Origin of the sequence: Duganella sp. S19_KUP01_CR8, assembly GCF_036688705.1 — a bacterium.
Lineage (GTDB): Bacteria > Pseudomonadota > Gammaproteobacteria > Burkholderiales > Burkholderiaceae_D > Rugamonas.
Map to the genome: position 1 here is coordinate 175,569 of NZ_JAQQPR010000003.1, position 21,993 is coordinate 197,561.

Annotated in this window: 16 protein-coding genes; 9 read left to right on the forward strand and 7 right to left on the reverse strand. The window is 66.0% G+C overall.

What is annotated here, in order from left to right:
* Window positions 1-32 precede the first annotated feature (32 nt).
* Window positions 33-608 carry an NnrU family protein gene (locus V6M89_RS04480; protein WP_332852187.1) on the forward strand — a complete coding sequence of 192 codons (576 nt, stop codon included), beginning with the start codon at window positions 33-35 and terminating at the stop codon, window positions 606-608.
* Window positions 609-612: 4 nt separating this feature from the next.
* Here V6M89_RS04480 and V6M89_RS04485 read toward each other — a convergent pair whose 3' ends face one another.
* Window positions 613-1,020, reverse strand: coding sequence for a hypothetical protein (locus V6M89_RS04485; protein ID WP_332852050.1), 408 nt, complete (start codon window positions 1,018-1,020; stop codon window positions 613-615).
* A 97-nt stretch (window positions 1,021-1,117) separates the two neighbouring features.
* Here V6M89_RS04485 and V6M89_RS04490 point away from each other — a divergent pair, with 97 nt between their 5' ends.
* Window positions 1,118-2,653 (forward strand): class I SAM-dependent methyltransferase, encoded by a 1,536-nt coding sequence (locus tag V6M89_RS04490; protein WP_332852051.1) that lies wholly within the window; start codon window positions 1,118-1,120, stop codon window positions 2,651-2,653.
* Here the strand turns inward: V6M89_RS04490 and V6M89_RS04495 are convergent.
* The 6 genes from V6M89_RS04495 to V6M89_RS04520 all read right to left on the reverse strand — a co-directional run bounded on the left by V6M89_RS04495 (window position 2,630) and on the right by V6M89_RS04520 (window position 12,060).
* A complete protein-coding gene (locus V6M89_RS04495; protein ID WP_332852052.1) occupies window positions 2,630-3,676 on the reverse strand; it encodes a GGDEF domain-containing protein in 1,047 nt (348 codons plus the stop codon). The genes V6M89_RS04490 and V6M89_RS04495 overlap by 24 nt on opposite strands.
* A gap of 11 nt (window positions 3,677-3,687) precedes the next feature.
* Window positions 3,688-6,780, reverse strand: coding sequence for an efflux RND transporter permease subunit (locus V6M89_RS04500; protein ID WP_332852053.1), 3,093 nt, complete (start codon window positions 6,778-6,780; stop codon window positions 3,688-3,690).
* Between the two features lie 13 nt (window positions 6,781-6,793).
* Window positions 6,794-7,939, reverse strand: coding sequence for an efflux RND transporter periplasmic adaptor subunit (locus tag V6M89_RS04505; protein ID WP_332852054.1), 1,146 nt, complete (start codon window positions 7,937-7,939; stop codon window positions 6,794-6,796).
* Between the two features lie 42 nt (window positions 7,940-7,981).
* Window positions 7,982-9,520 carry an efflux transporter outer membrane subunit gene (locus tag V6M89_RS04510; protein ID WP_332852055.1) on the reverse strand — a complete coding sequence of 513 codons (1,539 nt, stop codon included), beginning with the start codon at window positions 9,518-9,520 and terminating at the stop codon, window positions 7,982-7,984.
* A gap of 192 nt (window positions 9,521-9,712) precedes the next feature.
* Window positions 9,713-10,327, reverse strand: coding sequence for an EF-hand domain-containing protein (locus tag V6M89_RS04515; protein ID WP_332852056.1), 615 nt, complete (start codon window positions 10,325-10,327; stop codon window positions 9,713-9,715).
* Window positions 10,328-10,494: 167 nt separating this feature from the next.
* Complete coding sequence (locus V6M89_RS04520; protein WP_332852057.1) at window positions 10,495-12,060, reverse strand: S53 family peptidase; 1,566 nt, start codon at window positions 12,058-12,060, stop codon at window positions 10,495-10,497.
* 140 nt (window positions 12,061-12,200) lie between these two features.
* Here V6M89_RS04520 and V6M89_RS04525 point away from each other — a divergent pair, with 140 nt between their 5' ends.
* The 7 genes from V6M89_RS04525 to V6M89_RS04555 all read left to right on the forward strand — a co-directional run bounded on the left by V6M89_RS04525 (window position 12,201) and on the right by V6M89_RS04555 (window position 21,931).
* Window positions 12,201-12,761, forward strand: a complete 561-nt coding sequence (locus V6M89_RS04525) for a helix-turn-helix domain-containing protein (protein WP_332852058.1) — start codon at window positions 12,201-12,203, stop codon at window positions 12,759-12,761.
* Window positions 12,749-13,267, forward strand: a complete 519-nt coding sequence (locus tag V6M89_RS04530; protein ID WP_332852059.1) for a GNAT family N-acetyltransferase — start codon at window positions 12,749-12,751, stop codon at window positions 13,265-13,267. The genes V6M89_RS04525 and V6M89_RS04530 overlap by 13 nt, the downstream gene beginning before the upstream one ends.
* Before the next feature lie 230 nt (window positions 13,268-13,497).
* On the forward strand, window positions 13,498-14,091 hold the full coding sequence (locus tag V6M89_RS04535) for a VPLPA-CTERM sorting domain-containing protein (protein WP_332852060.1): 594 nt from the start codon (window positions 13,498-13,500) through the stop codon (window positions 14,089-14,091).
* A 28-nt stretch (window positions 14,092-14,119) separates the two neighbouring features.
* Window positions 14,120-17,671 (forward strand): pectinesterase family protein, encoded by a 3,552-nt coding sequence (locus V6M89_RS04540; RefSeq protein ID WP_332852061.1) that lies wholly within the window; start codon window positions 14,120-14,122, stop codon window positions 17,669-17,671.
* A gap of 97 nt (window positions 17,672-17,768) precedes the next feature.
* The gene (locus V6M89_RS04545) at window positions 17,769-19,448 is read left to right on the forward strand and encodes an alkaline phosphatase family protein (protein WP_332852062.1); all 1,680 of its coding nucleotides are present in this window, start codon (window positions 17,769-17,771) and stop codon (window positions 19,446-19,448) included.
* Between the two features lie 88 nt (window positions 19,449-19,536).
* On the forward strand, window positions 19,537-20,256 hold the full coding sequence (locus tag V6M89_RS04550) for a PEP-CTERM sorting domain-containing protein (protein ID WP_332852063.1): 720 nt from the start codon (window positions 19,537-19,539) through the stop codon (window positions 20,254-20,256).
* 154 nt (window positions 20,257-20,410) lie between these two features.
* Window positions 20,411-21,931 (forward strand): carboxylesterase/lipase family protein, encoded by a 1,521-nt coding sequence (locus V6M89_RS04555; RefSeq protein ID WP_332852064.1) that lies wholly within the window; start codon window positions 20,411-20,413, stop codon window positions 21,929-21,931.
* Window positions 21,932-21,993 lie beyond the last annotated feature (62 nt).

A 21,993-nucleotide genomic window follows, 5' to 3' on the forward strand; every position in this document is an offset into this window, starting at 1 on the left:
TGCGCAGTTCAACCAACTCCAGGGATGTGATGATGGCGCTGCTGATATTGGGTTTGCTGATTTTCCTCGGGCTGCATTCGGTCCGCATCTTCGCCGACGACTGGCGCGGCGCCATGCGCGCGCGGCTGGGCGAGAACGGCTGGAAGGGACTGTATTCGCTGGTGTCGCTGGCCGGCTTCGGGCTGATCATCTGGGGCTACGGCATCGCGCGCCAGCAACCGGTGGTGGTATGGTCGCCGCCGCGCTTCATGGCGCACATCGCCGCGCCGCTGATGGTGCTGTCCTTCATCCTGCTGGTGGCGGCCTATGTGCCGGGCAACGGCATCAAGGCGCGCCTGCATCATCCGATGACGCTGGCCGTCAAGGTCTGGGCGCTGGCCCACTTGCTGGCCAACGGCACGCTGCATGACATCATCCTGTTCGGCAGCTTCCTGGTGTGGTCGGTGCTGCTGTTCCGCACATCGCGCCGGCGCGATGCCGCCGCCGGCACCGTCTACCCGCCCGGCAAGGGCGTGGCGACGGCCGTCACGGTGGTGGCCGGCTTTGCTGTTTCGGTGCTGTTCGCCCACTGGCTGCACCAGATGCTGATCGGCGTGAAGCCGTTCTGACGCCTCAGTTGCATTTGCCCCGTATCACCGCAGCGATCACCCACGGCAGCGAGTAAGGCCCCACCACGGCGATGGGGCCGATCTGCGCCGGTTGCAGTTTGAGCGCGTCGCCGTGCAGGCAGTCGGGCACCTTGGCCTGCTCGAAGGCGGCCGTCATGGTGACATGCATGCTCGGCGCGGTGGTGCCGAAGGCGCCGGCCGCGCGGTTCGCCGTGTCGGCCGGATGCGGATCTTCGACGATGGTCTCGCGCACCGCCTTGCGTATCAACTCGTCGGACAACGCGGGCGGCAGGCTCAAGTCGCGCGCCAGCGGTTCAGGCGGGGTCCGGGCCGGCGCCGGCGGCGCTTCCGGCATGGCCCATGCGGCCAGCGGCGCCAGCGCCAGCCAGCCCGCGACTAGAAATTCCCTCATCCGCTCTCCATTATGTTGCGCGCTACGATATCCATGCACTCATCATAGCAAAAACCCATTAGAATCAGCAGACCCAATTTATTGAGAAGGATGGACTATGACGGACTGGACGAGTGGCTACGTGGCGGATATCGGTTATACCTACGGCTACTATGATTTGTTGAATCCCCTGCGCGCCAAGCTGGCGCTGCTGAAGGCGGGCCTGGTCCAGCCTCAGATCACGACGGCCTGTGAGCTCGGTTTCGGCCAGGGACTCAGCGTCAACATCCACGGCGCCGCCTCCACCACCAAGTGGTACGGCACCGATTTCAATCCGTCGCAGGCAAGCTATGCGCAGGAGCTGGCCGCCAATATGGACGACGGCCCGCAGCTGTTCGACCAGTCGTTCGCCGAATTCTGCAGCCGCGCCGATTTGCCGGACTTCGACTTCATCGCCGTACACGGCATCTGGAGCTGGATCTCCGACGAGAACCGCGCCATCATCGTCGACTTCGTGCGGCGCAAGCTGAAGGTCGGCGGCATGCTGTACATCAGCTACAACACCCAGCCAGGCTGGGCAGCGATGATCCCGATGCGCGACCTGATGACCCAGCATGCCGCCATGATGGCGCCGCCTGGCGCCGGCGTGTTGACCAAGGTCGATGGCGCCATCGCGTTTGCCAACAAGCTGATGACCACCAACCCCGCGTTCGCGGTGGCCAATCCGACGGTAGTGGAGCGCTTGAAAAAACTGGCAAGCATGGACCGCCACTACCTGGCCCACGAATATTTCAACCGCGACTGGCTGCCGATGTCCTTTGCAGACATGGCGGGCTGGCTATCCGAGGCAAAACTCGACTTCGCCTGTTCGGCCGCCTACAGCGAGCTGCTGCCACAGTTGAACGTCACACAGGAGCAGCGGGCGCTGCTCAATGAGATCCCCGATGCGGTATTTCGGGAAAGCATCTTCGGTTTCATGTCCAACCAACAGTTCCGCCGGGATTACTGGATCAAGGGCAAGCGCAGCCTGCAGCCGATCGAATATGCCGAACAATTGCGTGCCCAACGCGTCGTCTTGTGCGAGCCGGCTTCGTCGATCAAGCTCACCGTCAAAACGTTGCTGGGGGACTGCACGCTTAGCGGGGCCATCTACACGCCCATTATTCAGCTGCTGAGCGACCATGTCGACCGCACCATCGGCGAAATCGAACAGGCCTTGAGCGGCCATGGCATCACGTTGACGCAACTGCACGAAGCCTGTCTGCTGCTGGCGGACATGGGGGCGCTGTGCAGCGCCCAGGAACCGTCCGTCGCCGCCCTGCGCCGTCCGCAAACCGATCGCCTCAACCAGCGCTTGCTGCTGCAGGCGCGCGGCGCGGGCGAAGTGTCGTCGCTGGCCAGTCCGGTGACCGGCGCCGGCGTTACCGTCAACCGTTTTCAGCAGTTGTTCATCAGCGCCATCGCCGAGGGCAAGCTGCAGCCGTCGGAGTTGGCCTACCACGCATGGCAGGTGCTCAAGGCATCGAAGCAAACCATCCGCAAGCAAGACGTCGAACTGCTGGGCGACGAGCAAAACCTCGCCGAGTTGACCAGCCAGGCCACCGAGTTCCGCGACCTCCGGCTGCCGCTGCTACGCGCCCTGGGCATCGTCTGACGGCGCCTCGGCGGCGGCCACGCGGACGGCGTTGCGGCCGCCCTGCTTGGCCGCGTACAGCATCTTGTCGGCCTGCATCAGCCAGTCGGCCGGCGTGCGGCGCTTGTCCATGAAGGCCACGCCGATCGAGATCGTCAGCGGATGGCCGTCGATCAGGCAGGCGGCGGCCACGGCGGCCCGCAGGTTCTCGGCCAGGCGGCTGGCCGCGTCCAGCGCCGCGCCGTTGGCGATGACGGCGAACTCCTCGCCGCCGTAGCGGAAGATGCGGTCGCTCGAGCGCGTATGCAGGCGCATCACCTCGCACAGCCGTATCAGCGCCTGGTCGCCGGCCGCGTGGCCGTGCAAATCGTTGACCTGCTTGAAGTGATCCAGGTCCAGCAACAGCAGGCAGGACGGCAGGTGCGGGCGGCGCTCGTCGGCATGGTCGGCCAGCTTGCGGTCCAGCGAGCGGCGATTGCCGACCCCGGTCAGGAAGTCCAGCTCCACCTCGGTGTGCAGCGCCTTGTTCTGCGCGCCGGTGCGGTGGGCGAAGATGTAGGCGAACAGGTTGACCAGGCCGATGGTGACGACGATGGTCATCAGGTTCAGCACCGCCAGCTGCGACAAAAGGATCACCACCAGCGCCGCCAGCGAGACGCTGTTGATCGCCACCGCCACGATGGGCCGCAGCACGAAGTAGCAGGCGATCATGGTCGGATACACCCAGTAGATCAGCGATACGCCGCGCAGGTAGACCGTGGCCAGCATGCCGGCCGAATAGAACAGCGTGACGCAGAAGCTGGCGACCCGGTGGCGGCCGGTGCGCCACACGTGCACGATCACCCCCAGCATGGCCAGCACCAGCGCCATGTCGACCGTGGCCGACATCCACTGCTGCTGCATCAGGCGGTAGATCGCGAACGGCAGGATGCTGGGCACGCCCAGCGCGCACAGCATCATCAGAATGACTTCTTCCATGCTGCGCTTGCGCTGGCCGTTCAGCCAGCCGAAGCGCCGTGCCGTTTCCTTGTCGACGGCCGACATCGCATCCGGCTTCAGGTCGGCTGCCCGGCGGTGTGGACCGGCGCCGCGCCGCCGTGCGGTTCGGCCTGCGGTTCGGCCTGAGGTTCGGCTTTATGCTGGCCGGACAGGAACAGATACATGGCCGGCACCACGAACAGCGTGAACAGCGTGCCGATCGACAGGCCGGTGAAGATCACCAGGCCCATCGCATGGCGGCCGGCCGCGCCGGCGCCCGAGGCCACCACCAGCGGCACCACGCCGAACACCATCGCCGCGGTCGTCATCAGGATGGGGCGCAGGCGGGTGGCGGCCGCTTCCTCGATCGCTTCACGCTTGCTCTTGCCGGCCGCGCGCAGGTGGTTGGCCACTTCCACAATCAAAATACCGTGCTTGGAAATCAGGCCCATCAGCGTCACCAGCCCGACCTGGGTGTAGATGTTGATCGAGGCGTAGCCGAGGAAGATGAAGGTCATCGCGCCGAACAGCGCCATCGGCACCGAGAACAGGATCACGATCGGATCGCGGAAGCTCTCGAACTGCGCCGCCAGCGCCAGGAACACGATGATGACGGCGAACGCCATCGTCACCACGAAGCCGCCCGATTCGCTCATGTACTGGCGCGAGCCGCCCGAGTAGTCGACCGTGTAGCCCGACGGCGCCACTTCCTTGACGGTGTTGCGCAGGTATTCCAGGATCTCGCCCTGCGAGGCGCCGGTGACGCCGGCGATGGTGGCCGAGTTCAGCTGCTGGAAGCGGGTCACCGATTCCGGCTGCACGCTGTACTTGATGCTGGCCACGGTGCTGGCCGGGATCATGGCGCCGCCCGGGGTCTTGATGTAGAAGTCCAGCACGTCGGCCGGGTTCAGGCGGTCGACCTGCTGCACCTGCGGGATCACCTTGTAGGAACGGCCGGAGATCGAGAAGTAGTTGACGTAACCACCGCCCAGCGCCGCGCCCATGGCGTTGCCGAAGTCCTGCTGCGTCAGGCCCAAGGTGGCCAGCTTGTCGCGGTCCACCTCGACGCGCGCCTGCGGCGAATCGATCTTCAGGTCGACGTCGGCGAAGTAGAACTTGTTGTCCTTGCGCGCCTTGTCCAGCACCGCCTGCGCCACCGTGTTCAGGTTCTCGAACGGCTCGGTGGTGGTGATGACGAACTGCACCGGCAAGCCGGAGCTGCCCGGCAGCGCCGGGAACTGGAACGCCGCCACGCGGCCGCCGGCCACATGGCTCCATTTTTCCTGCAAGTCCTGCTGGATCTCGTGCGCCGAGCGCGACCGCTTGTCCCACGACTTGAACAGCACGCCGCCGATGCCGGAATTGGTGGTCGGCACGCCGGTGATCTGGAACATCTGCTCGTACTCGGGCAGTTGGTGCGCGATGTCGAAGATCTGCTTGGCGTAGGCCTGCATCTGGTCCGAGGTGGCGGTCGGCGCGCCGACCACCTGCGACAGCACGATGCCCTGGTCCTCTTCCGGCGCCAGTTCCGACTGCGACATCTTGAACATCAGGCCCAGCAGCAGGCTCAGGATCAGGCCCATGACGATCAGCACCGGCCAGGTGTTGAGCAGGCTGTGCAGCAGGCGCAGGTAGCCTCCGTGGACCTTCTCGAACACCTTGTCGATCGCCTTGACGAAACGCCCTTCGTCCTGCTTGGGGTCGAAGAAATGGCCGCACATCATCGGCGACAGGGTCAGCGCGACGATGCCCGACACCGCCACCGCGCCGGCCAGGGTGAAGGCGAACTCGGTGAACAGCGCGCCGGTCAGGCCGCCCTGGAAGCCGATCGGCACGTACACCGCGATCAGCACCACCGTCATCGCCAGGATCGGGCTGCCCAGCTCGCGCGCGGCCATGATGGCGGCGTCGTAGGGCTTGATGCCCTCCTTCATGTGGCGGTCGACGTTCTCCACCACGATGATGGCGTCGTCCACCACCAGGCCGATCGCCAGCACGATGGCCAGCAGGGTCAGCAGGTTGATCGAATAGCCCAGCATCAGCATCACGAAGAAGGTGCCGATCAGCGACAGCGGCATCGCGATCACCGGCACGATCACCGCGCGGAAGCTGCCCAGGAACAGGTAGATGACGATGGTGACGATGATCAGCGCTTCGACCAGGGTCTTGACCACTTCGTCGATCGAGGTGTTGATGAACTCGGTCGAGTCGTAGACGATCTCGCCGGTCAGGCCGTTCGGCAGCTGCTCCTTGATCGGCGGGAAGGCCTCGCGCACGCGCTTGGCGACGTCCAGGATGTTGGCTTCCGGCGCCACCTTGATGCCGATGAACACCGAGCGCACGCCGCTGAAGGCGACGTTGAAGTCATAGTTTTCCGAACCCAGGGTGACGGTGGCGATGTCCTCCAGGTGGACGATGGCGCCGCCGGCCTGCTTGATGGCCAGCGCCTTGAACTCCTCCACCGTGTGCAGGTCGGTGCCGGCGGTCAGCGGCACGGTCACCATCTGGCCCTTGGTGGCGCCCAGGCCGGCCAGGTAGTTGTTCTGCGCCAGCGCGGCGCTGACCTCGGTCGCGGTGACGCCGTGCGCCGCCATCTTGCCCACGTCCAGCCAGGCGCGCAAGGCGAACTGGCGCGCGCCCAGCAGCTCGGCGGTCTGCACGCCCTGGATCGAGTCCAGTTTCGGCTTGACCACGCGCGCCAGGAAGTCGGTGACGTTGTTGGTCGGCAGCGTGTCGCTGTAGAAGCCCATGTACATGGCGTCGGTGGTCTGGCCGGTCTGCACCGTCAGCACCGGCTGCTGCGCCTGCTGCGGCAGCTGGTTGCGCACCGAGTTGACCTGGGTGGTGATCTCGGTCAGCGCGCGGTTGGAATCGTAGTTCAGCCGCAAGGTGGCGGTGATCACCGACACGCCGCTGTTGGACGACGACGACAGGTAGTCGATCCCCTGCGCCTGCGCGATGGCCGATTCCAGCGGCTGCGTGATGAAGCCGGCCACGGTGGCGGCGTCGGCGCCGTAGTAGGTGGTGGAAATGGTGACCACCGCGTTCTGCGTCTTCGGATACTGGTTGATCGGCAGGCTGAACAGCGAACGCAGGCCCAGCACCACGATCAGCAGGCTGACGACGCTGGCCAGGACCGGCCGCTTGATGAAGATGTCGGTGAAATTCATGGCGCGGTTTCCCTTAGTGTTCCTGCGGCGTCGGATTCGGGTTGTTGGCCGGCTGCACCTTGTTGTCGATCACGGCCGGCGTGCCGTTCTTCAGCTTGAGCTGGCCGCTGGTGACGACGGTCTGGCCTTCCTTGACGCCGGTCAGGATGGCGACCTGGTCGCCGCGCGTGGGGCCGGTGGTGACGAACACCTGCTGCGCCACCAGGTGGGCGTTGCCCTTGTCATCCTTGAGGGTGTCCTTGGCGTCGGCCGGCGGCGGCGCCAGCACGAACACGGTCGAGCCGTAAGGGTTGTAGGTGATCGAGGTCTGCGGCAGGGTCAGGTATTTCTTCTGGTCGCCCTGGTCCAGGCTGACGTTGGCGAACATGCCCGGCAGCAGCTGGCGCTTGGCGTTCGGCACCGTGGCCTGCACCTGCACGTTGCGGGTGGCGGCATCGACTTTCGGGCTGATCGAGGTGACCTTGCCGGGGAAGCCGACGCCCGCATAGGCGTCGCTGGTCAGGCTGAGCTTCTGGCCGATGGACAAGCCGGACAACTGTTTCTGCGGGATGAAGAAATCGATATAAACGGTATCGATGGTTTGCAAGGTCACCAGCTTGTCGCCGGGGTTCAGGTACTGGCCGGGATTGACGGCGGTGATGCCCAGCTTGCCGGCGAACGGCGCGCGTATGGTTTTCTTGTCGACCAGCGCCTGCTGCTGCGCCACCAGCGCCTTGCGGCTCTTCAGGTCGGCATCGTCGTTGTCGAGCTGGGCCTGGCTGATGGCCTGGGCGGCGAATTGCAGCTTGTCGCGCTTGAGCACCGAGGCCGACAGGTCGGCCGCCGCCTGCAGCGAGCGCAGTTGCGCGATATCGGCATCAGCGTTCATCTCGAACAGCACCTGGCCGGCCTTGACCTCGTCGCCCGACTTGAAGTGCACCTGGCGCACCAGGCCGGCGATCTCGGTGGTGACGTCGACGCCGCGCACCGGCGCCAGCGTGCCGACCGAGGTCAGCTGCGGCTGCCACTCGGAGATGGTGGCCTTGATCGCGGTGACGACCTGGGCGGTCGGCTTGGGCGAACTGGCGATCAGTTTCTTAATCTGCAAATACTTGCCGAAGGCCAGAACGACGATCAGTAAAAGGACGCCGCCTATCATGATGAACATACGCTTGGTCATGAATCGTTCTCCTGCTTTTTAGTGTTGTTTGATATGTGCTTCTTACTTGGCGCTGCCGTAGGGCGCGGCCGCCGACACCGCCGTGGCCGCCGGCACGCCGCCGGCGCGGTTCCACCAGCCGCCGCCCAGCGCCTGGAACAGCGCCGCCGTGTCGGCATAGCGGGCCGCCTGCGCCTGCACCAGCGCCACGTGGGCCTGCTGGTAGCTGCGCTGCGCGTCCAGCAGCACCAGGTAGCTGATGCCGCCCAGCTTGTACTGCTGGGTGGCCAGCGCCAGCGATTCGGCCGCCAGCGACTCGGCTTCGGCCTGGGCCTTGAGCGAGGCCGCGTCGGAATCGAGCGCGCGCAGGCTGTCGGCGACGTTCTGGAACGCCGTCAGCACGGTGGCGCGGTACTGCGCCGCCGCCACGTCGTAGGCCGCTTCCGCCGCGCGCCGCTTGGCGCTCAGCGCGCCGCCGTTGAAGATGGGCGCGGTCAGGCCGGCGGCCAGGTTCCAGGCCGTGGTCTCGGCGTCGAACAGCTTGCTGAAGGTCTGCGCCGACGAGCCGTAGCTGCCGCTCAGCGTGAACTGCGGATACTGGGCCGCCGTCGCCACGCCGATCGCCGCGCTGGCCGCGTGCAGCTGTTCTTCGCTGGCGCGGATGTCGGGCCGCTGGCGCACCAGCGCCGACGGCAGCGACACCGGCAGCGATTCCGGCAAGGTCAGCGAGGCCAGTTCGAACTCGGGCATGCCCGCCTCGCTCGGCAGCTTGCCGGCCAGCACGGAGAGCTGATGGCGGCTTTGCGCCAGCGCCTTTTCCAGCGGCGGCAAGGTGGCGGCGATCTGCGCCACCTGGTTGCGCTGGCTGAGCAAGGTGTTGCGCGGCACGGCGCCGAACTGGAATTGTTTCTCGATCACGCCCATCTGCTTGTTCAGGGCGTCCAGCACTTCCTGCGTGGCCTTCAGCTGCGCGCGCAGCGAGGCTTCGCGGATGGCGGTGGTCACCACATTGGCGCTCAGCGCCAGGTAGGTTGCCTCGACCTGGAAGCGCTGGTAATCGACCTGGGCGCGCGCGCCTTCCAGCGTGCGCCGGGTGGCGCCGAACACGTCCGGCGTGTAGGCGACGTTGACCGAGGCGTTGTACAGGTTGAAGACGCCGCCGTTGCCGCCGCCGGACTCGGACACCTTCTGGCGCGCCACGCCGAGCTGGCCGTTCACCGTGGGATAGACCAGGCTGCCGGACTGGGCGTTATAGCTTTCCTGCGCCTGGCGCAGCGCCGCTTCGGCCGCCGCCATATTCGGGTTTTGCTCCAGCGCGCCGCGTATCAGCTGGTCCAGCGCGGGAGAGCGGAACACCGTCCACCACTGCGCCGGAATATCCTGCCCCATCGCGAACTGCTGGGCGCCGCCGCCGACGCCGGCCGAGGCCGCCGTCTGGGCCGCCAGCGGCGTCGGGGTGTAGCGGTCGCCCGCCGAGGCCGGTGCGGCCGGGGTCTTGAATTCGGGGCCGAGGGCGCAGCCGCCCAAGCCCGCCGCGACCAGTGCCGCCGCGCCGGCATGCAATGCCTGCCGGTGGAATTGCCTGAAGTTCTGTTTTCTCACAAAAAACTCCCGCTGAAGGGTCATGCCAGACCAAAAGGTTAACTGAACTGCACTTTTGCCTGACATATTCGCATTTTTTACGTGCTGAGTGTGTTTTTTGTATGACATTCGCGCCACGAAACTTGCTAGGCGAAAAAAAACGGGCTCCGCCGTGAAGGCGAAGCCCGTTTCAGGGAAAACTGTGGGGATGGATCAGGCGGCTTCTGCGGTGGCCACCACGCCGTAAGCGCGGTTGGCTTCGGTCAGCGAAAAGGCCGATGGGCCGTTGACCACCGAATCCGCCGCGCGTTCGCTGCTGCGGTAAGTGATCGGCATCTGGTAGCGGCGCAGTTCGTCGGGACTGATCTTGCCGTCCTTGTTGCTGTCGGCGGCCATGTCGACCTTGCCGCTGCCCAGCACGCCATTTTCATCGACGCCAGGCAAAGGATCGGGCGACACCAGATTGTTCTGGTCCTCAGCGCTGCCGTCGAGGCCGAACTTGGCCTGGAAGAACTGGGTTTCAGGGCGCAGCACCAAACGCTTCAAGCCTTCGTCGAATTGCTTCAACGCCAGCTTCATGCCATCGTCGTCCGACTCCGCCACCGCCTTGACGACGGCGCTGGCCTTGTCGGCCGCGCTGACGGCAGGAGCGGGATCGTTTTGCACCGGTGAGTTGAAGCCAGGCAAGGACAGATAGGCGGCTACCGATGCGCTCAAGTCCGCATTGGTTTCGGCTACAGGACTGGCGTTTTTCTTCGGCTCAAGCGTCTTCTCCGCGACCACGGCCGCAGGAAGGGAAGCACCACCAATGTTGTTCACCATAATCATAATCGACTCCTGTTTGACGACACCTGGAACTGTCGAGCAAAAAAATTTCTACCCCGTCATTCTATCAAGGATTTAGCAACAATCACCATTTTTAGCGGCCTGTAGAGCGAAAAAGTGTCTTTTCCCCATGCAAAACTTGCACCGAAGAATTGTTTTGATTTGCAAAATTAATCACTTAATGCCTGTAATAGTTTTTCGCCATCGGGACAGCCCCAACCCGTGCACGCATCCCATCCCGGCACCGCCTGCTGCGCGCCATTATTGCCATCCGTGACGTCCCTGGTCACGCCCCTGCCCTGCAAGGAACCGTACAGCAATGGATGCAGGAACCCGACCGGGCGGCCTAGCCGTTGGTTGATCAGCGCCAGCAGGCCGGCCCACAAGGGCGCCACCGCGCTGGTGCCGCCGAACACCAGGTTCTGGCCGTCGACCCGCACCTTGTAGCCGCTGGCCGGATCGGCGTCGCCGGCCACGTCCGGCACGCCGCGCGCGGCATGGCCGTTGACCACGCCCTGCTGATAGTCGGGCCGGCCGAAGAAGCTGCTGTAGCCGCCGCCGGTGGCGCTGTTGGGGCCGCTGTTCCACACGGTTTCCACCGCCTGGCCGCCGTCCTGCAGCATCACGCGCGTGCCGCCGCAGGCCAGCGCGTGCGGCGCCGACGCCGGGAAGTCCACGTGCTGGGCGCCATCGCTGACGCCGTCGGTGGAGCCGTTGTCGCCGGCCGCGCACAAGATCGTCACGCCCATCGCGGCGGCGTCGGCAAAGGCTTGTTCGAAGGCTGTCATGGCCTGGCCGGTCCAGGCCGATTCCGGCGCGCCCCAGCTGATCGAGATCACCGACGGCTTGTTGACGGCGTCGTGCACGGCGGCGGTGATGGCGTCGAGAAAACCGCGTTCGGTATTGGGCGCGTAATACACCGCGATCAGCGCGCCCGGCGCCACCGCGCCCGCCACCTCGATATCGAGCATCACTTCGCCATCGGCGCTGTTGGCGGTGGTGGGACGGTTCTTGGCGTGGTCGACGCTGATCGACCTGACGCGCGGCACCGGCAAGCCCAGCTCACCGAAATATATCCTCAGGTCGCGCGGCCGGCTGCCGCCGCCCAGTTCGATGATGCCGATGCACTGGCCACTGCCGTCCAGCCCCTGCGGGAAGTTGTACAGCTGCGCCAGTTGCGGCGGCGAGAACGCGATATTGGCCGCCGCCGCCGAGGCGAAGCCGTCCGCCTGCAGGCGCTGGAACTTGGGCGTGGCCACCGGCCGGTCATCCAGTCCGAACACGCCCTCGACCACGCCGGCCAGCGCATCGGGCACGCTCAGTTCGCCGATCCGGCCGCGATAGCTGCCGTCCGGGTATTCGTACTCTTCCAACTGGACGCCGAAGGCGCCGTTCATCTGCGCGGCCGTGCCGGCCAGCACCACGCGCCGCTGCGCCGCGTTGCTGCTGATCACCGCCATGCCGCGCTGGGTCGCGAAGGCCTCGACCTTGGCGATGTCGGCGTCGCTGGCGCCGTGCGCCTGGGCGAACTGCTCGCGGCTCAGGTACTGGCGCCCGACCGGCTGGGTGTCGGCGGTGGCCGCCTGCAGGTCCAGCGGCGCGCGGTCGGGTGCGGCGCGCAGCCGCACGGTGATTTCTATCGTCTGCTCGTCCGCAACCGGACCCAGCGCGACTGCGCCCTGCAGCGCCAACTGGCCGCTGCCGGGAATGATATGGGGGTTGGATGTCGTGGCCATCGTAAGCTCCTTTTCGATTGGGACTACCGTCAAAAGATACTGGCCGCGATGGCCGCGCGATTGATGCAGCGCAGACGATTGGTTGATAGATCGGCGGATCGGCCTTGCTTGAATCTCATAATGGAGATATATTCCCGTTTATGAGAAATGATATCGAATCCCGCCTGGCCCTGCGCCTGGCCGCCCTGCGCGTGGAGCGCGGATTGTCGCTGGACGAATTGGCCGCCGCCAGCGGCATCAGCCGGGCCACGCTGTCGCGCCTGGAACGCGGTGAGAACAGCCCCACCGCCGCCCTGCTGGGCAAGCTGTGCGCCGTGTTCGGCCTGCCGATGTCGCGCCTGATCGCCGAGGCCGAATCGCAGCCGGGCGAGCTGCTGCGCGCCGCCGACCAGGTGTTGTGGCAAGATCCGGCCAGCGGCTTCAAGCGCCGCATGGTGTCGCCGCCGGCGCGCGGCTACGGCGTCGAGCTGGTCGAAGGCTGGCTGCCGCCGGGCGCCCGCATCGACTACGACAGCGCCTCGGTGCCCGGCATGGAGCAACACCTGTGGCTGCTGGAAGGCGCGCTCGACTACACGCTCGACGGCGTCACCCATCAGCTGCAAGCGGGCGATTGCCTGCGCTTCCACCTGTTCGGCGCAACGCGCTTTTTCTGCCCAGGGCCGTCGCCGGCCCGCTACCTGATCGCCCTATGCCCACCATAAATCAGCTCGATGGCGCCGGCCTGCGCCGCCATGCTTCCGACCTGGCGCAGGTGCTGCGCGACTGCGTGCTGCACGGCGCCAGCGTCGGCTTCCTGCTGCCTTGTCCGCTGGAGGAAGCGCAGGCCTTCTGGCTGGCGCTGGCGCCGCAGGTCGACAGCGGCGCACGCCTGCTGTTCGTCGCGCACGACGACCACGGCGCGCTGTGCGGCACCGTGCAATTGGTGTTGTGCGGCCTGCCCAACGGCCGCCACCGGGCGGAAATTTCCAAGATGCTGGTTCATTCCGGCGCGCGCCGGCAAGGCATCGCCCAGGCGCTGATGCGGCACGCGCTGGAGCGTGCCCGCGCGCTGGGCTGCAAGCTGCTGGTGCTCGACACCTGCACCGGCTTCCCGGCGCAGGGCATGTATGAAAAGCTGGGCTTCGCCGTGACCGGCGTGGTGCCCGACTACGCCGCCCTGCCCGACGGCACGCTGGGCCCGACCACCTTCATGCACATGCGGTTGTGACCGCCGCGCCACCTTATTGGACAGTCCACCTTGATTAATTGGTCAGGCCACCGTAGAATTGGCTGACCAATTGACCACAGCCTCACCCTCTTCCCGCATCACACAGATTTTTGACCACCCGCGAGCTCGGCGTTCCCCACGCCCTCCTCGCGGTGGCACGGCATACGCGAGGTGTGCCGACCGGCGACCGGCGCAGACCGGCGTTCCAACTCAATATCTGGAGACAAAAAATGCACGTCAACCTACTCAAAGCCGTGGCGGCCGCCACGACTGCCGTCTGTATTAGCCTCGCCGGCAGCGCGCAGGCGGCAAGCGATCCGCTGCACAACGCCGTCATCAGCGCCAGCTACAACGGCGACGCGGCCGGCATGCTGGGACTGGACCACGGCTTCAACGCCGAAGCGGGCAGCAACGTCAGCGCCCTCGATCCCAACAATCCCGGCGCGGAATTCCTCAGCGCCGACTACCTGCTGGCCTTCGACTTCGCGCCCAACGGCCACCTGACCATCCTGAACAACGGCGCCATCGGCGCAGGCAGCTACAACGCCACCTTCGATTTCGGCGCCACGCTGGCCGCGCCCATCGCCGGCTTCAGCATCGTCGACAGCGGCGTCACCAGCGGCACGCCGGTGCTGACCATCGTCAACAGCCACACCATCGCCATCGACCTCAGCGCAGTGAACTGGAACGGCGACTTCAACGCGCTGGAAACGGCCATCGTCCTGCAAGCCATGCCTGTGCCGGAACCGGCCGCCGCGTGGATGCTGCTGGCCGGACTGGCGGGCTTGGGCACTCTGGCCCGCCGTCGCCAGCCGCAGCACTAAACCGCCCTCACACCTCAAGGAGCACCATATGAAACGCTACGGTTTCAGGGCGGCGCTACGCCTGTCCCTTCTGATTTCGCTGTGCGCCCAGGCGGCATCGCCCGACGTCGCACTCCAGGGCGCGCCCGCCGACGGCTTTGCCGCCATGGCCGGCGGCACCAACGGCGGCGCCACCGCGCTGTCGTCCAATATCTACACCGCGACCAATCGCGCACAACTGCTGGCGGCCATCAAGCATGGCGGCGCCGCGCCCAAGATCATCAAGCTGAGCGGCACCATCGACATGAGCGAAGGCGTGCCTTACGCGAACACCGGCGACCAGGCGATACGCGGCCTGATACGCCTGCCCAGCAACACCACGCTGATCGGCGACGGCGCGGCGTCGGGCATCGTCAACGGCCACATCGTCGTCGCCAACGTCTCGCAGGTCATCATCCGCAACCTGAAGATCGTCAATCCCTGCGACGTCGGCCCGATCTGGGATCCGACCGACGGCGCGCTGGGCAACTGGAATTCCGCCTACGACGGCATCGGCGTCAGCGGCTCGGACCACATCTGGATCGACCACAACACCTTCACCGACGGCGCCATGACCGACGACCTGCTGCCGGTCGAGAACGGCCAGCCCAAGCAGTGCCACGACGGCGCGCTGGACATCACCAACGCATCCGATTACGTGACGGTGTCGTACAACGTCTTCGGCCAGCACCGCAAGAACAACCTGATCGGCTCCAGCGACAGCGCCACCGCCGACAGCGGCAAGCTGCACGTCAGCTTCAGCAACAACGTGTTCCGCGACATCGTCAGCCGCGCGCCGCGCGTGCGCTACGGCCAGGTCCACGTGTACAACAACTACTTCGTCGGCGGCAAATCGCATCCGGCCTACCCGTACGAGTACAGCATAGGCGTGGGCCAGGCGGCGCAGATCCTGTCCAACAACAACGTGTTCGAGATCGCCGGGGTGTCCCGTTGCGACGACGTGGTCGAGCCGATCGGCGGCACCGTGCCGGGCGCCTTCAAGGACAGCGGCTCGATGCTGAACGGCGCGCCGCTGGCCGGTTGCTCGACGCCCAACAGCGTCGCCTACGCCGTGCCATATGCCTACGCGGCTCGGCCGCTGGCGCTGGTCAAGGCCAACGCGCTGGCGCAGGCCGGCGGCGGCAAACTGAGCACCGCCATCAGCGGCAGCGGCAACGTCACGCCCGACGTCAGCGTGATGCTGACCTGCCCGCCGTCCGGCCTGTATTTCTGCGACGATTTCCAGACCGGCGGCGCGGCCAACTGGGACCTGCTGCCGGTGGCCGGCGCCAACGGCAGCTTCAGCGTCAAGACCGAGAACGTCGGCGGCGCCAATATGGTGATGCAATACACGGCGGCCACCACCGGCGGCGTGCTGGCCTTGGTCAAGCCCGCGGCCATGGGCGGCGTGCCGTCCGCCGACTACTACGTCGAGGCCCGCATCAAGCCGCTGACCAACAGCACCACCGGCAACAAGCAGCTGTACCTGATCACCCGCTACAAGGACGCCACCAACTGGTACGGCGGCGGCCTCAATGTGCAAAGCAGCACCGCCAGCACACAGGTGGAAATCGCCAAGATGCTGGCCGGCTCGCTGTCGCGCCCCAAGCAGGTGAAGAGGCCGATCGCGATGGACGCCCAGTTCTACACGGTGCGCTTTGAAATGATAGGCACCTCGCTGACCGTCTACCTGGACGGCGAAGCGCTGGGCACCGTGACCGATGCCGCCTTCGCGGAGCGTGGCAGGGTCGGCCTGTACACCGCCAACAAATCGTTCCAGATCGACGATGTGCGCATCGGCGATCCGGCGCTCAAGCCTTCGCAGTTGACGCTCAATCCCGCCTCGCTCAGCTACTCGGCCGAAGTGGGCGATGCGCCGCTCAGCATCAGCGTCACCGCCGTCAAGCCGAACGGCACGCTGGACAACTTCAGCGTCAGCTCCAGCAACCCGGCGGTGGCGGCGGTGGCCATCAACGGCACGGTGCTGACGATCACGCCGGTGGGCGCCGGCAGCGCCAGCATCGTCGTCACCAGCGATTCCGATCCGACCTTGCAGCGCACCATCGCGGCCACCATCAGCCCGCAGTTCGTGCAACCGACGCAGACCTATCCGCTGGCCGGCGCCGCCCTGCCCGCGCCATCCGGCAGCGCCAACATCGACGCCTCGCTCAAGCTGACCTTCGACACGCCGCCCACGCTGGGCAGCAGCGGCAGCATCCGCATCTTCCGCAAGGCCGACGATGGTCTGGTCGATGTGATACGCCTGACCGGCGAGACCGACATCCTGGGCTACGCCGGCCAGCCGGCCATCCGCAAGGTCAACACCACGCCGGTCAGCATCAGCGGCAACACGGTGACGATCAAGCCGCACAGTAACAAGCTGGCCTACGGCACCGAGTACTACGTCGCCGTCGCCAACGGCGTGCTCAACGGCGCCACGCTGGGCGGCGTGCCGTTCGCCGGGATCGGCAAACTGGGCGACTGGTCGTTCACCACGCGCGCCGCCGGCCCGGCCGCCGGCAGCAGCAGCCTGACCGTGGGCGCCGCCGACGACGCCGACTTCAACACCGTGCAGGCTGCGCTGAACTACGCGATGAAGGAACTGGGCGCCAACGACCCGCTGACCATCACCGTGCGCAACGGCACCTACAACGAGTTGCTCTACCTGCGCGGCAAGAACAACGTCACGCTGCATGGCGAAAGCCGCGACGGCGCCGTGATCCAGTACACCAACCATGACACGCTGAACACCGGCTCCGGCGCCAGCCAGGCCAGCGGCGACAGCGCCACGCCATCCGGCGGCCGCGCCGTGATGCTGGTCGAAGCGGCCGACATGCTGACCCTCGACACGCTGACGCTGAAGAACACCACGCTGCGCTCGGGCGCCATTTCGGCCCAGGCGGAAACGATATACTTCAATAACGACAGCGGCCGCTTGCTGGCGAAAAACGCCAACTTCTACAGCGAGCAGGACACGCTGAACCTGAAAGGCTACGCCTGGTTCTACCACTCGCTGGTGGCGGGCAATGTGGACTTCATCTGGGGCGGCAGCCGCGCCGCGCTGTTCGAGGAAAGCGAGATCCGCTCGGTGGGCGACACCGCCAACGCCGGCAGCGGCGGCTACGTGCTGCAAGCACGCGTGGCCAACGCCGGCGACAAGGGCTACGTCTTCCTCAACAGCAGCCTGACGCACGGCGCCGGTCCCGGCCCGCTGCATGGCGACGTGCCGGCCGGTTCGACCTACCTGGCGCGCAGCCCCGGCGGCACCGCCACCTGGGACAACGTCGCCTTCATCAACACCAGGATGGACGCGCACGTGGCCACGGTCGGCTGGGCCGGCGCCGGCGTGAACGGCCAGCCTGCCCCGAACCCGGTGACGCCGACCGCCGCCAGCGGCTGGCGCGAATACGGCAGCACCACGCTGGCCGGCGCGCCGATCAACCTGGCGGCGCGCGTCGGCGGTTTCCAGCTGAGCGCCAGCGATGTGGCGGCCAGCTTCGCCGACCGCGCCAAGGTGTTCGCCGCCTACAACGGCGGCGCCGGCTGGAACCCGCAGCCCTAGCAATTGTCATCGAGCCGTCACAAGGATGGGGTAGGATATCGCGGGCGCATGGTAGGCTGTGCGCCGACGATCCTTCCCAACCTGACGACGACCCAACATGACAAAGAAACTGTCCCTGCCCGCACTCGTAATCGCGACCTCCTGCCTTGCGCTGAACGCCGCGCACGCCGCCGCCCCTGCCGCCAGCGCCGCCTCGGCCCAGCCGAAACTGGTGGTGGTGCTGGTGGTGGACGGCCTGCCGAACGAGCAGGTGCTGCGCTATCGCGACCAGTTCGGCCAGGGCGGCCAGGGTGGCCTGCGGCGCATGCTGGACCAGGGCGCGTCGTTCAGCAACGCGCACCAGGCGCACGGCGTCACCGTCACCGCGATCGGCCACAGCGCCATCCTGACCGGCGCCTACCCGTATGTGCACGGCATCATCGGCAACAACTGGATCGACCCGGTCACCAGGAAATCCGTCTACTGCACCGAAGACACCCACTACACCTACATCAACGAAGAGACCAAGCCGAGCGACGGCACCGCGCCGACCCGCCTGAAAGTCGACACGCTGGGCGACCAGCTGCGCTACGCCACCGGCAGCCGCAGCAAGGTGGTCACCGTCTCCGGCAAGGACCGCGGCGCGATTCTGCTGGCAGGCAAAACCGGCACCGCCTACATGTACATGGACAAGAGCGGCAACTTCGCCAGCAGCACCTTCTACATGAAAGCCCATCCGGCCTGGGTCCAGCAATACCAGGCCGGCAAGCCGCAGGACCGCTACTACGGCAAGTCGTGGACGGCGCTGCTGCCGGAATCGGCCTACGCCGGCGACGCCGACCCCGACCTGAACCAGGTCAAGCCGGGCACCCACAACCGCCTGCCCTACGCCTACTACAGCGAAAGCGGCGAGATCGACGCCGGCTACTACAACAGCCTGAAGACCGGCCCCTTCCTCGACCAGCTGACGCTGGACTTCGCGCGCGCCGCGGTGGAAGGCGAAAACCTCGGCCGCAATCCGGCCGGCGTGCCGGACCTGCTGGGCGTGAGCCTGTCGGCGCACGACTACGTCAACCACGCCTTCGGCCCGGAAAGCAAGCTGTCGCACGACCACCTGCAGCGCGTGGACCGCATGCTGGGCGACTTCTTCAACTACCTCGACAAGCGCGTCGGCATGGACAACGTGCTGGTGGTGCTGACCGCCGACCACGGCTTCCCGAACACCCCCGAGTTCTCGCAGACCCAGCACATCGACGCCCAGCGCATCGACGGCGACAAGCTGATGAACGCGCTGGACAAGCACCTGTCCGAAAAATTCGGCGGCGCCAAGCTGCTGAGCGCCTGGTCGCTGCCCAACATCCACCTGGACTACGCGCAGATCGACAAGAGCGGCCTGAAACGCGAAGAAGTGGAAACCACCGCCGCCCGCTTCCTGCTGGCGCAGAACGGCATCGTCGAAGCCTACACCCGCACCCAGCTCGAAAGCGGCGCCGCCAACACCACCCGCATCGCCACGCTGATGCGCCGCGCCTGGAACCGCGAAGCCTCGGGCGACCTGATGGTGGTCGCCAAGCCGTACTGGTACTTCGGCACCGGCACCAGCGGCACCTCGCACGGCTCGCCGTACGCCTACGACACCAATGTGCCGCTGATGATCATGGGCAAACGCTGGATCAAGCCGGGCGCCTACGGCCAGTACGCGGAAGTGGTCGACATCGCGCCGACGCTGGCCCATCTGCTGCAGGTGCGGCCGCCGGCCGGCGCCGAAGGCCGCGTGCTGACCGAGACGCTACGTTAATCGAATGTAATTTGCATATTTGAAATAATTTATTGGCAACATCGCGGAATGATGTTATTTTTTCATCTCTTACAACCGAGATGGGGAAATGATGAACAAAATCGCATTCGCAGTACTCGCTTTGGTCGCCGGCGTTACCAACGCCGGCGAGTTGTATAACAATGGCCCGGTGGTCGACGCCACCGGTGTCTCCGTGATCGGGCCGGACGCCACCACCTTCGGCTTCGGCGCGCAAAGCGGTGTGGGCAATTTCGTGGCCGACGATTTCAACGTCACTGCAGGCAAGACATGGAATGTCTCCAGCCTGAGCTTCTTCGGCTACCAGACCGGCGCCAATGGCTTCAGCTTCACGTCGGCCACCTGGAGCATCGTCTCGGGTAGCGACGTCAATTCGGGCACCGTGGTTGCCTCCGGCACCACCGGCGTCACCAATGGCGGCCTGGCCGGCTATCGCGTCACCGACAGCACGCTCACCAACAAGCAACGCGCCATCTACACGGTCAACGCCGACATCACCGACGTCTCGCTGGCTTCCGGCCACTACTGGCTGACCTGGGGCCTGGCAGGCACCGCGGCTTCCGGCCCATGGCAGCCGCCTACCTCCGACGCGCGCGAAGGCAACGCCGCGCAATCGACCGGCGGCGACCCATTCGCCACCTTGGAAGAATCCGGCAGCGGCCTGTCGGTGGAATTGCCATTCGCCGTCAACGGCACCGTCAGCGCCGTTCCGGAACCGGAAACCTACGCCATGCTGCTCGGTGGCCTGGGCCTGGTCGGCCTGGCACGCCGCCGCGCGCGTCGCGGCTGATAGTTCGCCGCGTCTCAACGGCTTTGCGGGTTCCTGCCCGCAAAGCCGGCCCCCCCCTCAATCAAACTGGTATAGCAGATCGCAAATTAGTTATCGCAGCTGGAAGTGCTTCCAGCTATAGTAGGCGTCGACATTTAACTTCCACGATGACGACATGAATAAATACGGCTTGCTGCTGGCTGCTTTCAGTGTGATCTCCGTTCCCTCCTTCGCGGCCGCGCCGCGCGCCACCACTGCCACCGGCGTGGTCGAGGGCACCTTGGAGGCTTCCGGCGTCAAATCGTATAAAGGGATACCGTTCGCGGCGCCGCCGGTCGGCGACCTGCGCTGGAAGGCGCCGCAGCCTGCGCAGAAGTGGCGCGGCGTGCGCAAGGCCGATCACTTCGGCCCGCGCGCCATGCAGCTGCCGCTGTTCGGCGACATGGTGTTCCGCTCCGACGGCGCCAGCGAAGACTGCCTGTACCTGAACGTCTGGACACCCGCCAAATCGGCCAGGGACAAGCTGCCGGTGCTGGTCTACTTCTACGGCGGCGGCTTCGCGGCTGGCGACGGTTCCGAGCCGCGCTACGACGGCGCCAGCATGGCCGCCCAAGGCATCGTCACGCTGACCGTCAACTACCGGCTCAATATCTTCGGCTTCCTCGCCCACCCCGAACTGACGGCCGAATCGCCGCACAAGGCGTCCGGCAACTACGGCCTGATGGACCAGGCGGCGGCGCTGCAATGGGTGGCGAAGAATATCGCGGCCTTCGGCGGCGATCCCGCGCGCGTCACCATCGCCGGCGAATCGGCCGGCTCCTGGTCGGTCAGCGCGCAGATGATATCGCCGTTGGCCAAGGGCTTGATCGCCGGCGCCATCGGCGAGAGCGGCGCGCTGCTCGGCCTGGAGGCCCCGCTGCCGCTGGCGATCGCGGAAAAGAAAGGCGCCGACTTCGCCGAAAAAATCGGCGCGCCCACGCTGGCCGCGCTGCGCGCCATGCCCGCCCAACAGCTGCTGGACACCCTGAAGCGGCCGGACGCGCCGTGGCTCGCCGACATCCAGGACGGCTACGTGCTGCCCCGCAGCCCGCTCGACATGTACGCCGCAGGCCAGCAGGCCAAGGTGCCGTTGCTGGCGGGATGGAATTCGCAGGAGGGCTACTACAAGCAGGTGCTGGGCGAAGCCGAACCGACGCCGGAGAACTTCAGCAAGATGCTGCAGACGATATACCGCGAGCGCGCCCCGGCCGCGCAGCAAGCCTACAGCGGCGACGTGATGCAGGCCGCGACCGATCTCGCCGGCGACCTGTTCATCGCCCACGGCACCTGGAAGTGGATCGACACGCACGCGCGCACCAGCGGCCAGCCGGTCTATCGCTACTACTATTCGCACCCGCGTCCGGGCCAGACCGGCGCCGGCCACTCGGTCGAAATCGAATATGCGCTGGGTAACCTGCCGTCGAATAAAGTCTATGCATGGAGCGCCGACGACTACGCGCTGTCGACACAGATGCAGGCCTACTTCGCCAACTTTATCAAGACCGGAAACCCCAACGGCGCCGGTCTGCCGGAATGGCCGCGAGCCAGCAGCGGCAAGGGCTCCCGCTTGATGCGGCTGGACCTGCCGTCGGCCGCGATGAGCGCCACCGACGACGCCCGTCACGCGTTCCAGGACCAGCAACGGGAAACCAAATAAGCAAAAATGAAAACTGCCACTTAGTTTGTATTTTATTGTATCGACCGGTAATTCTTTGAAAA

What these genes read in the sequence shown, in the direction of transcription:
- V6M89_RS04480 (WP_332852187.1), top strand. Translation starts at nt 33, where the DNA reads ATGGCGCTGCTGATATTGGGTTTGCTGATTTTCCTCGGGCTGCATTCG.
- V6M89_RS04485 (WP_332852050.1), bottom strand. Translation starts at nt 1,020, where the DNA reads ATGAGGGAATTTCTAGTCGCGGGCTGGCTGGCGCTGGCGCCGCTGGCC.
- V6M89_RS04490 (WP_332852051.1), top strand. Translation starts at nt 1,118, where the DNA reads ATGACGGACTGGACGAGTGGCTACGTGGCGGATATCGGTTATACCTAC.
- V6M89_RS04495 (WP_332852052.1), bottom strand. Translation starts at nt 3,676, where the DNA reads ATGTCGGCCGTCGACAAGGAAACGGCACGGCGCTTCGGCTGGCTGAAC.
- V6M89_RS04500 (WP_332852053.1), bottom strand. Translation starts at nt 6,780, where the DNA reads ATGAATTTCACCGACATCTTCATCAAGCGGCCGGTCCTGGCCAGCGTC.
- V6M89_RS04505 (WP_332852054.1), bottom strand. Translation starts at nt 7,939, where the DNA reads ATGACCAAGCGTATGTTCATCATGATAGGCGGCGTCCTTTTACTGATC.
- V6M89_RS04515 (WP_332852056.1), bottom strand. Translation starts at nt 10,327, where the DNA reads ATGATTATGGTGAACAACATTGGTGGTGCTTCCCTTCCTGCGGCCGTG.
- V6M89_RS04520 (WP_332852057.1), bottom strand. Translation starts at nt 12,060, where the DNA reads ATGGCCACGACATCCAACCCCCATATCATTCCCGGCAGCGGCCAGTTG.
- V6M89_RS04525 (WP_332852058.1), top strand. Translation starts at nt 12,201, where the DNA reads ATGAGAAATGATATCGAATCCCGCCTGGCCCTGCGCCTGGCCGCCCTG.
- V6M89_RS04530 (WP_332852059.1), top strand. Translation starts at nt 12,749, where the DNA reads ATGCCCACCATAAATCAGCTCGATGGCGCCGGCCTGCGCCGCCATGCT.
- V6M89_RS04535 (WP_332852060.1), top strand. Translation starts at nt 13,498, where the DNA reads ATGCACGTCAACCTACTCAAAGCCGTGGCGGCCGCCACGACTGCCGTC.
- V6M89_RS04540 (WP_332852061.1), top strand. Translation starts at nt 14,120, where the DNA reads ATGAAACGCTACGGTTTCAGGGCGGCGCTACGCCTGTCCCTTCTGATT.
- V6M89_RS04545 (WP_332852062.1), top strand. Translation starts at nt 17,769, where the DNA reads ATGACAAAGAAACTGTCCCTGCCCGCACTCGTAATCGCGACCTCCTGC.
- V6M89_RS04550 (WP_332852063.1), top strand. Translation starts at nt 19,537, where the DNA reads ATGATGAACAAAATCGCATTCGCAGTACTCGCTTTGGTCGCCGGCGTT.
- V6M89_RS04555 (WP_332852064.1), top strand. Translation starts at nt 20,411, where the DNA reads ATGAATAAATACGGCTTGCTGCTGGCTGCTTTCAGTGTGATCTCCGTT.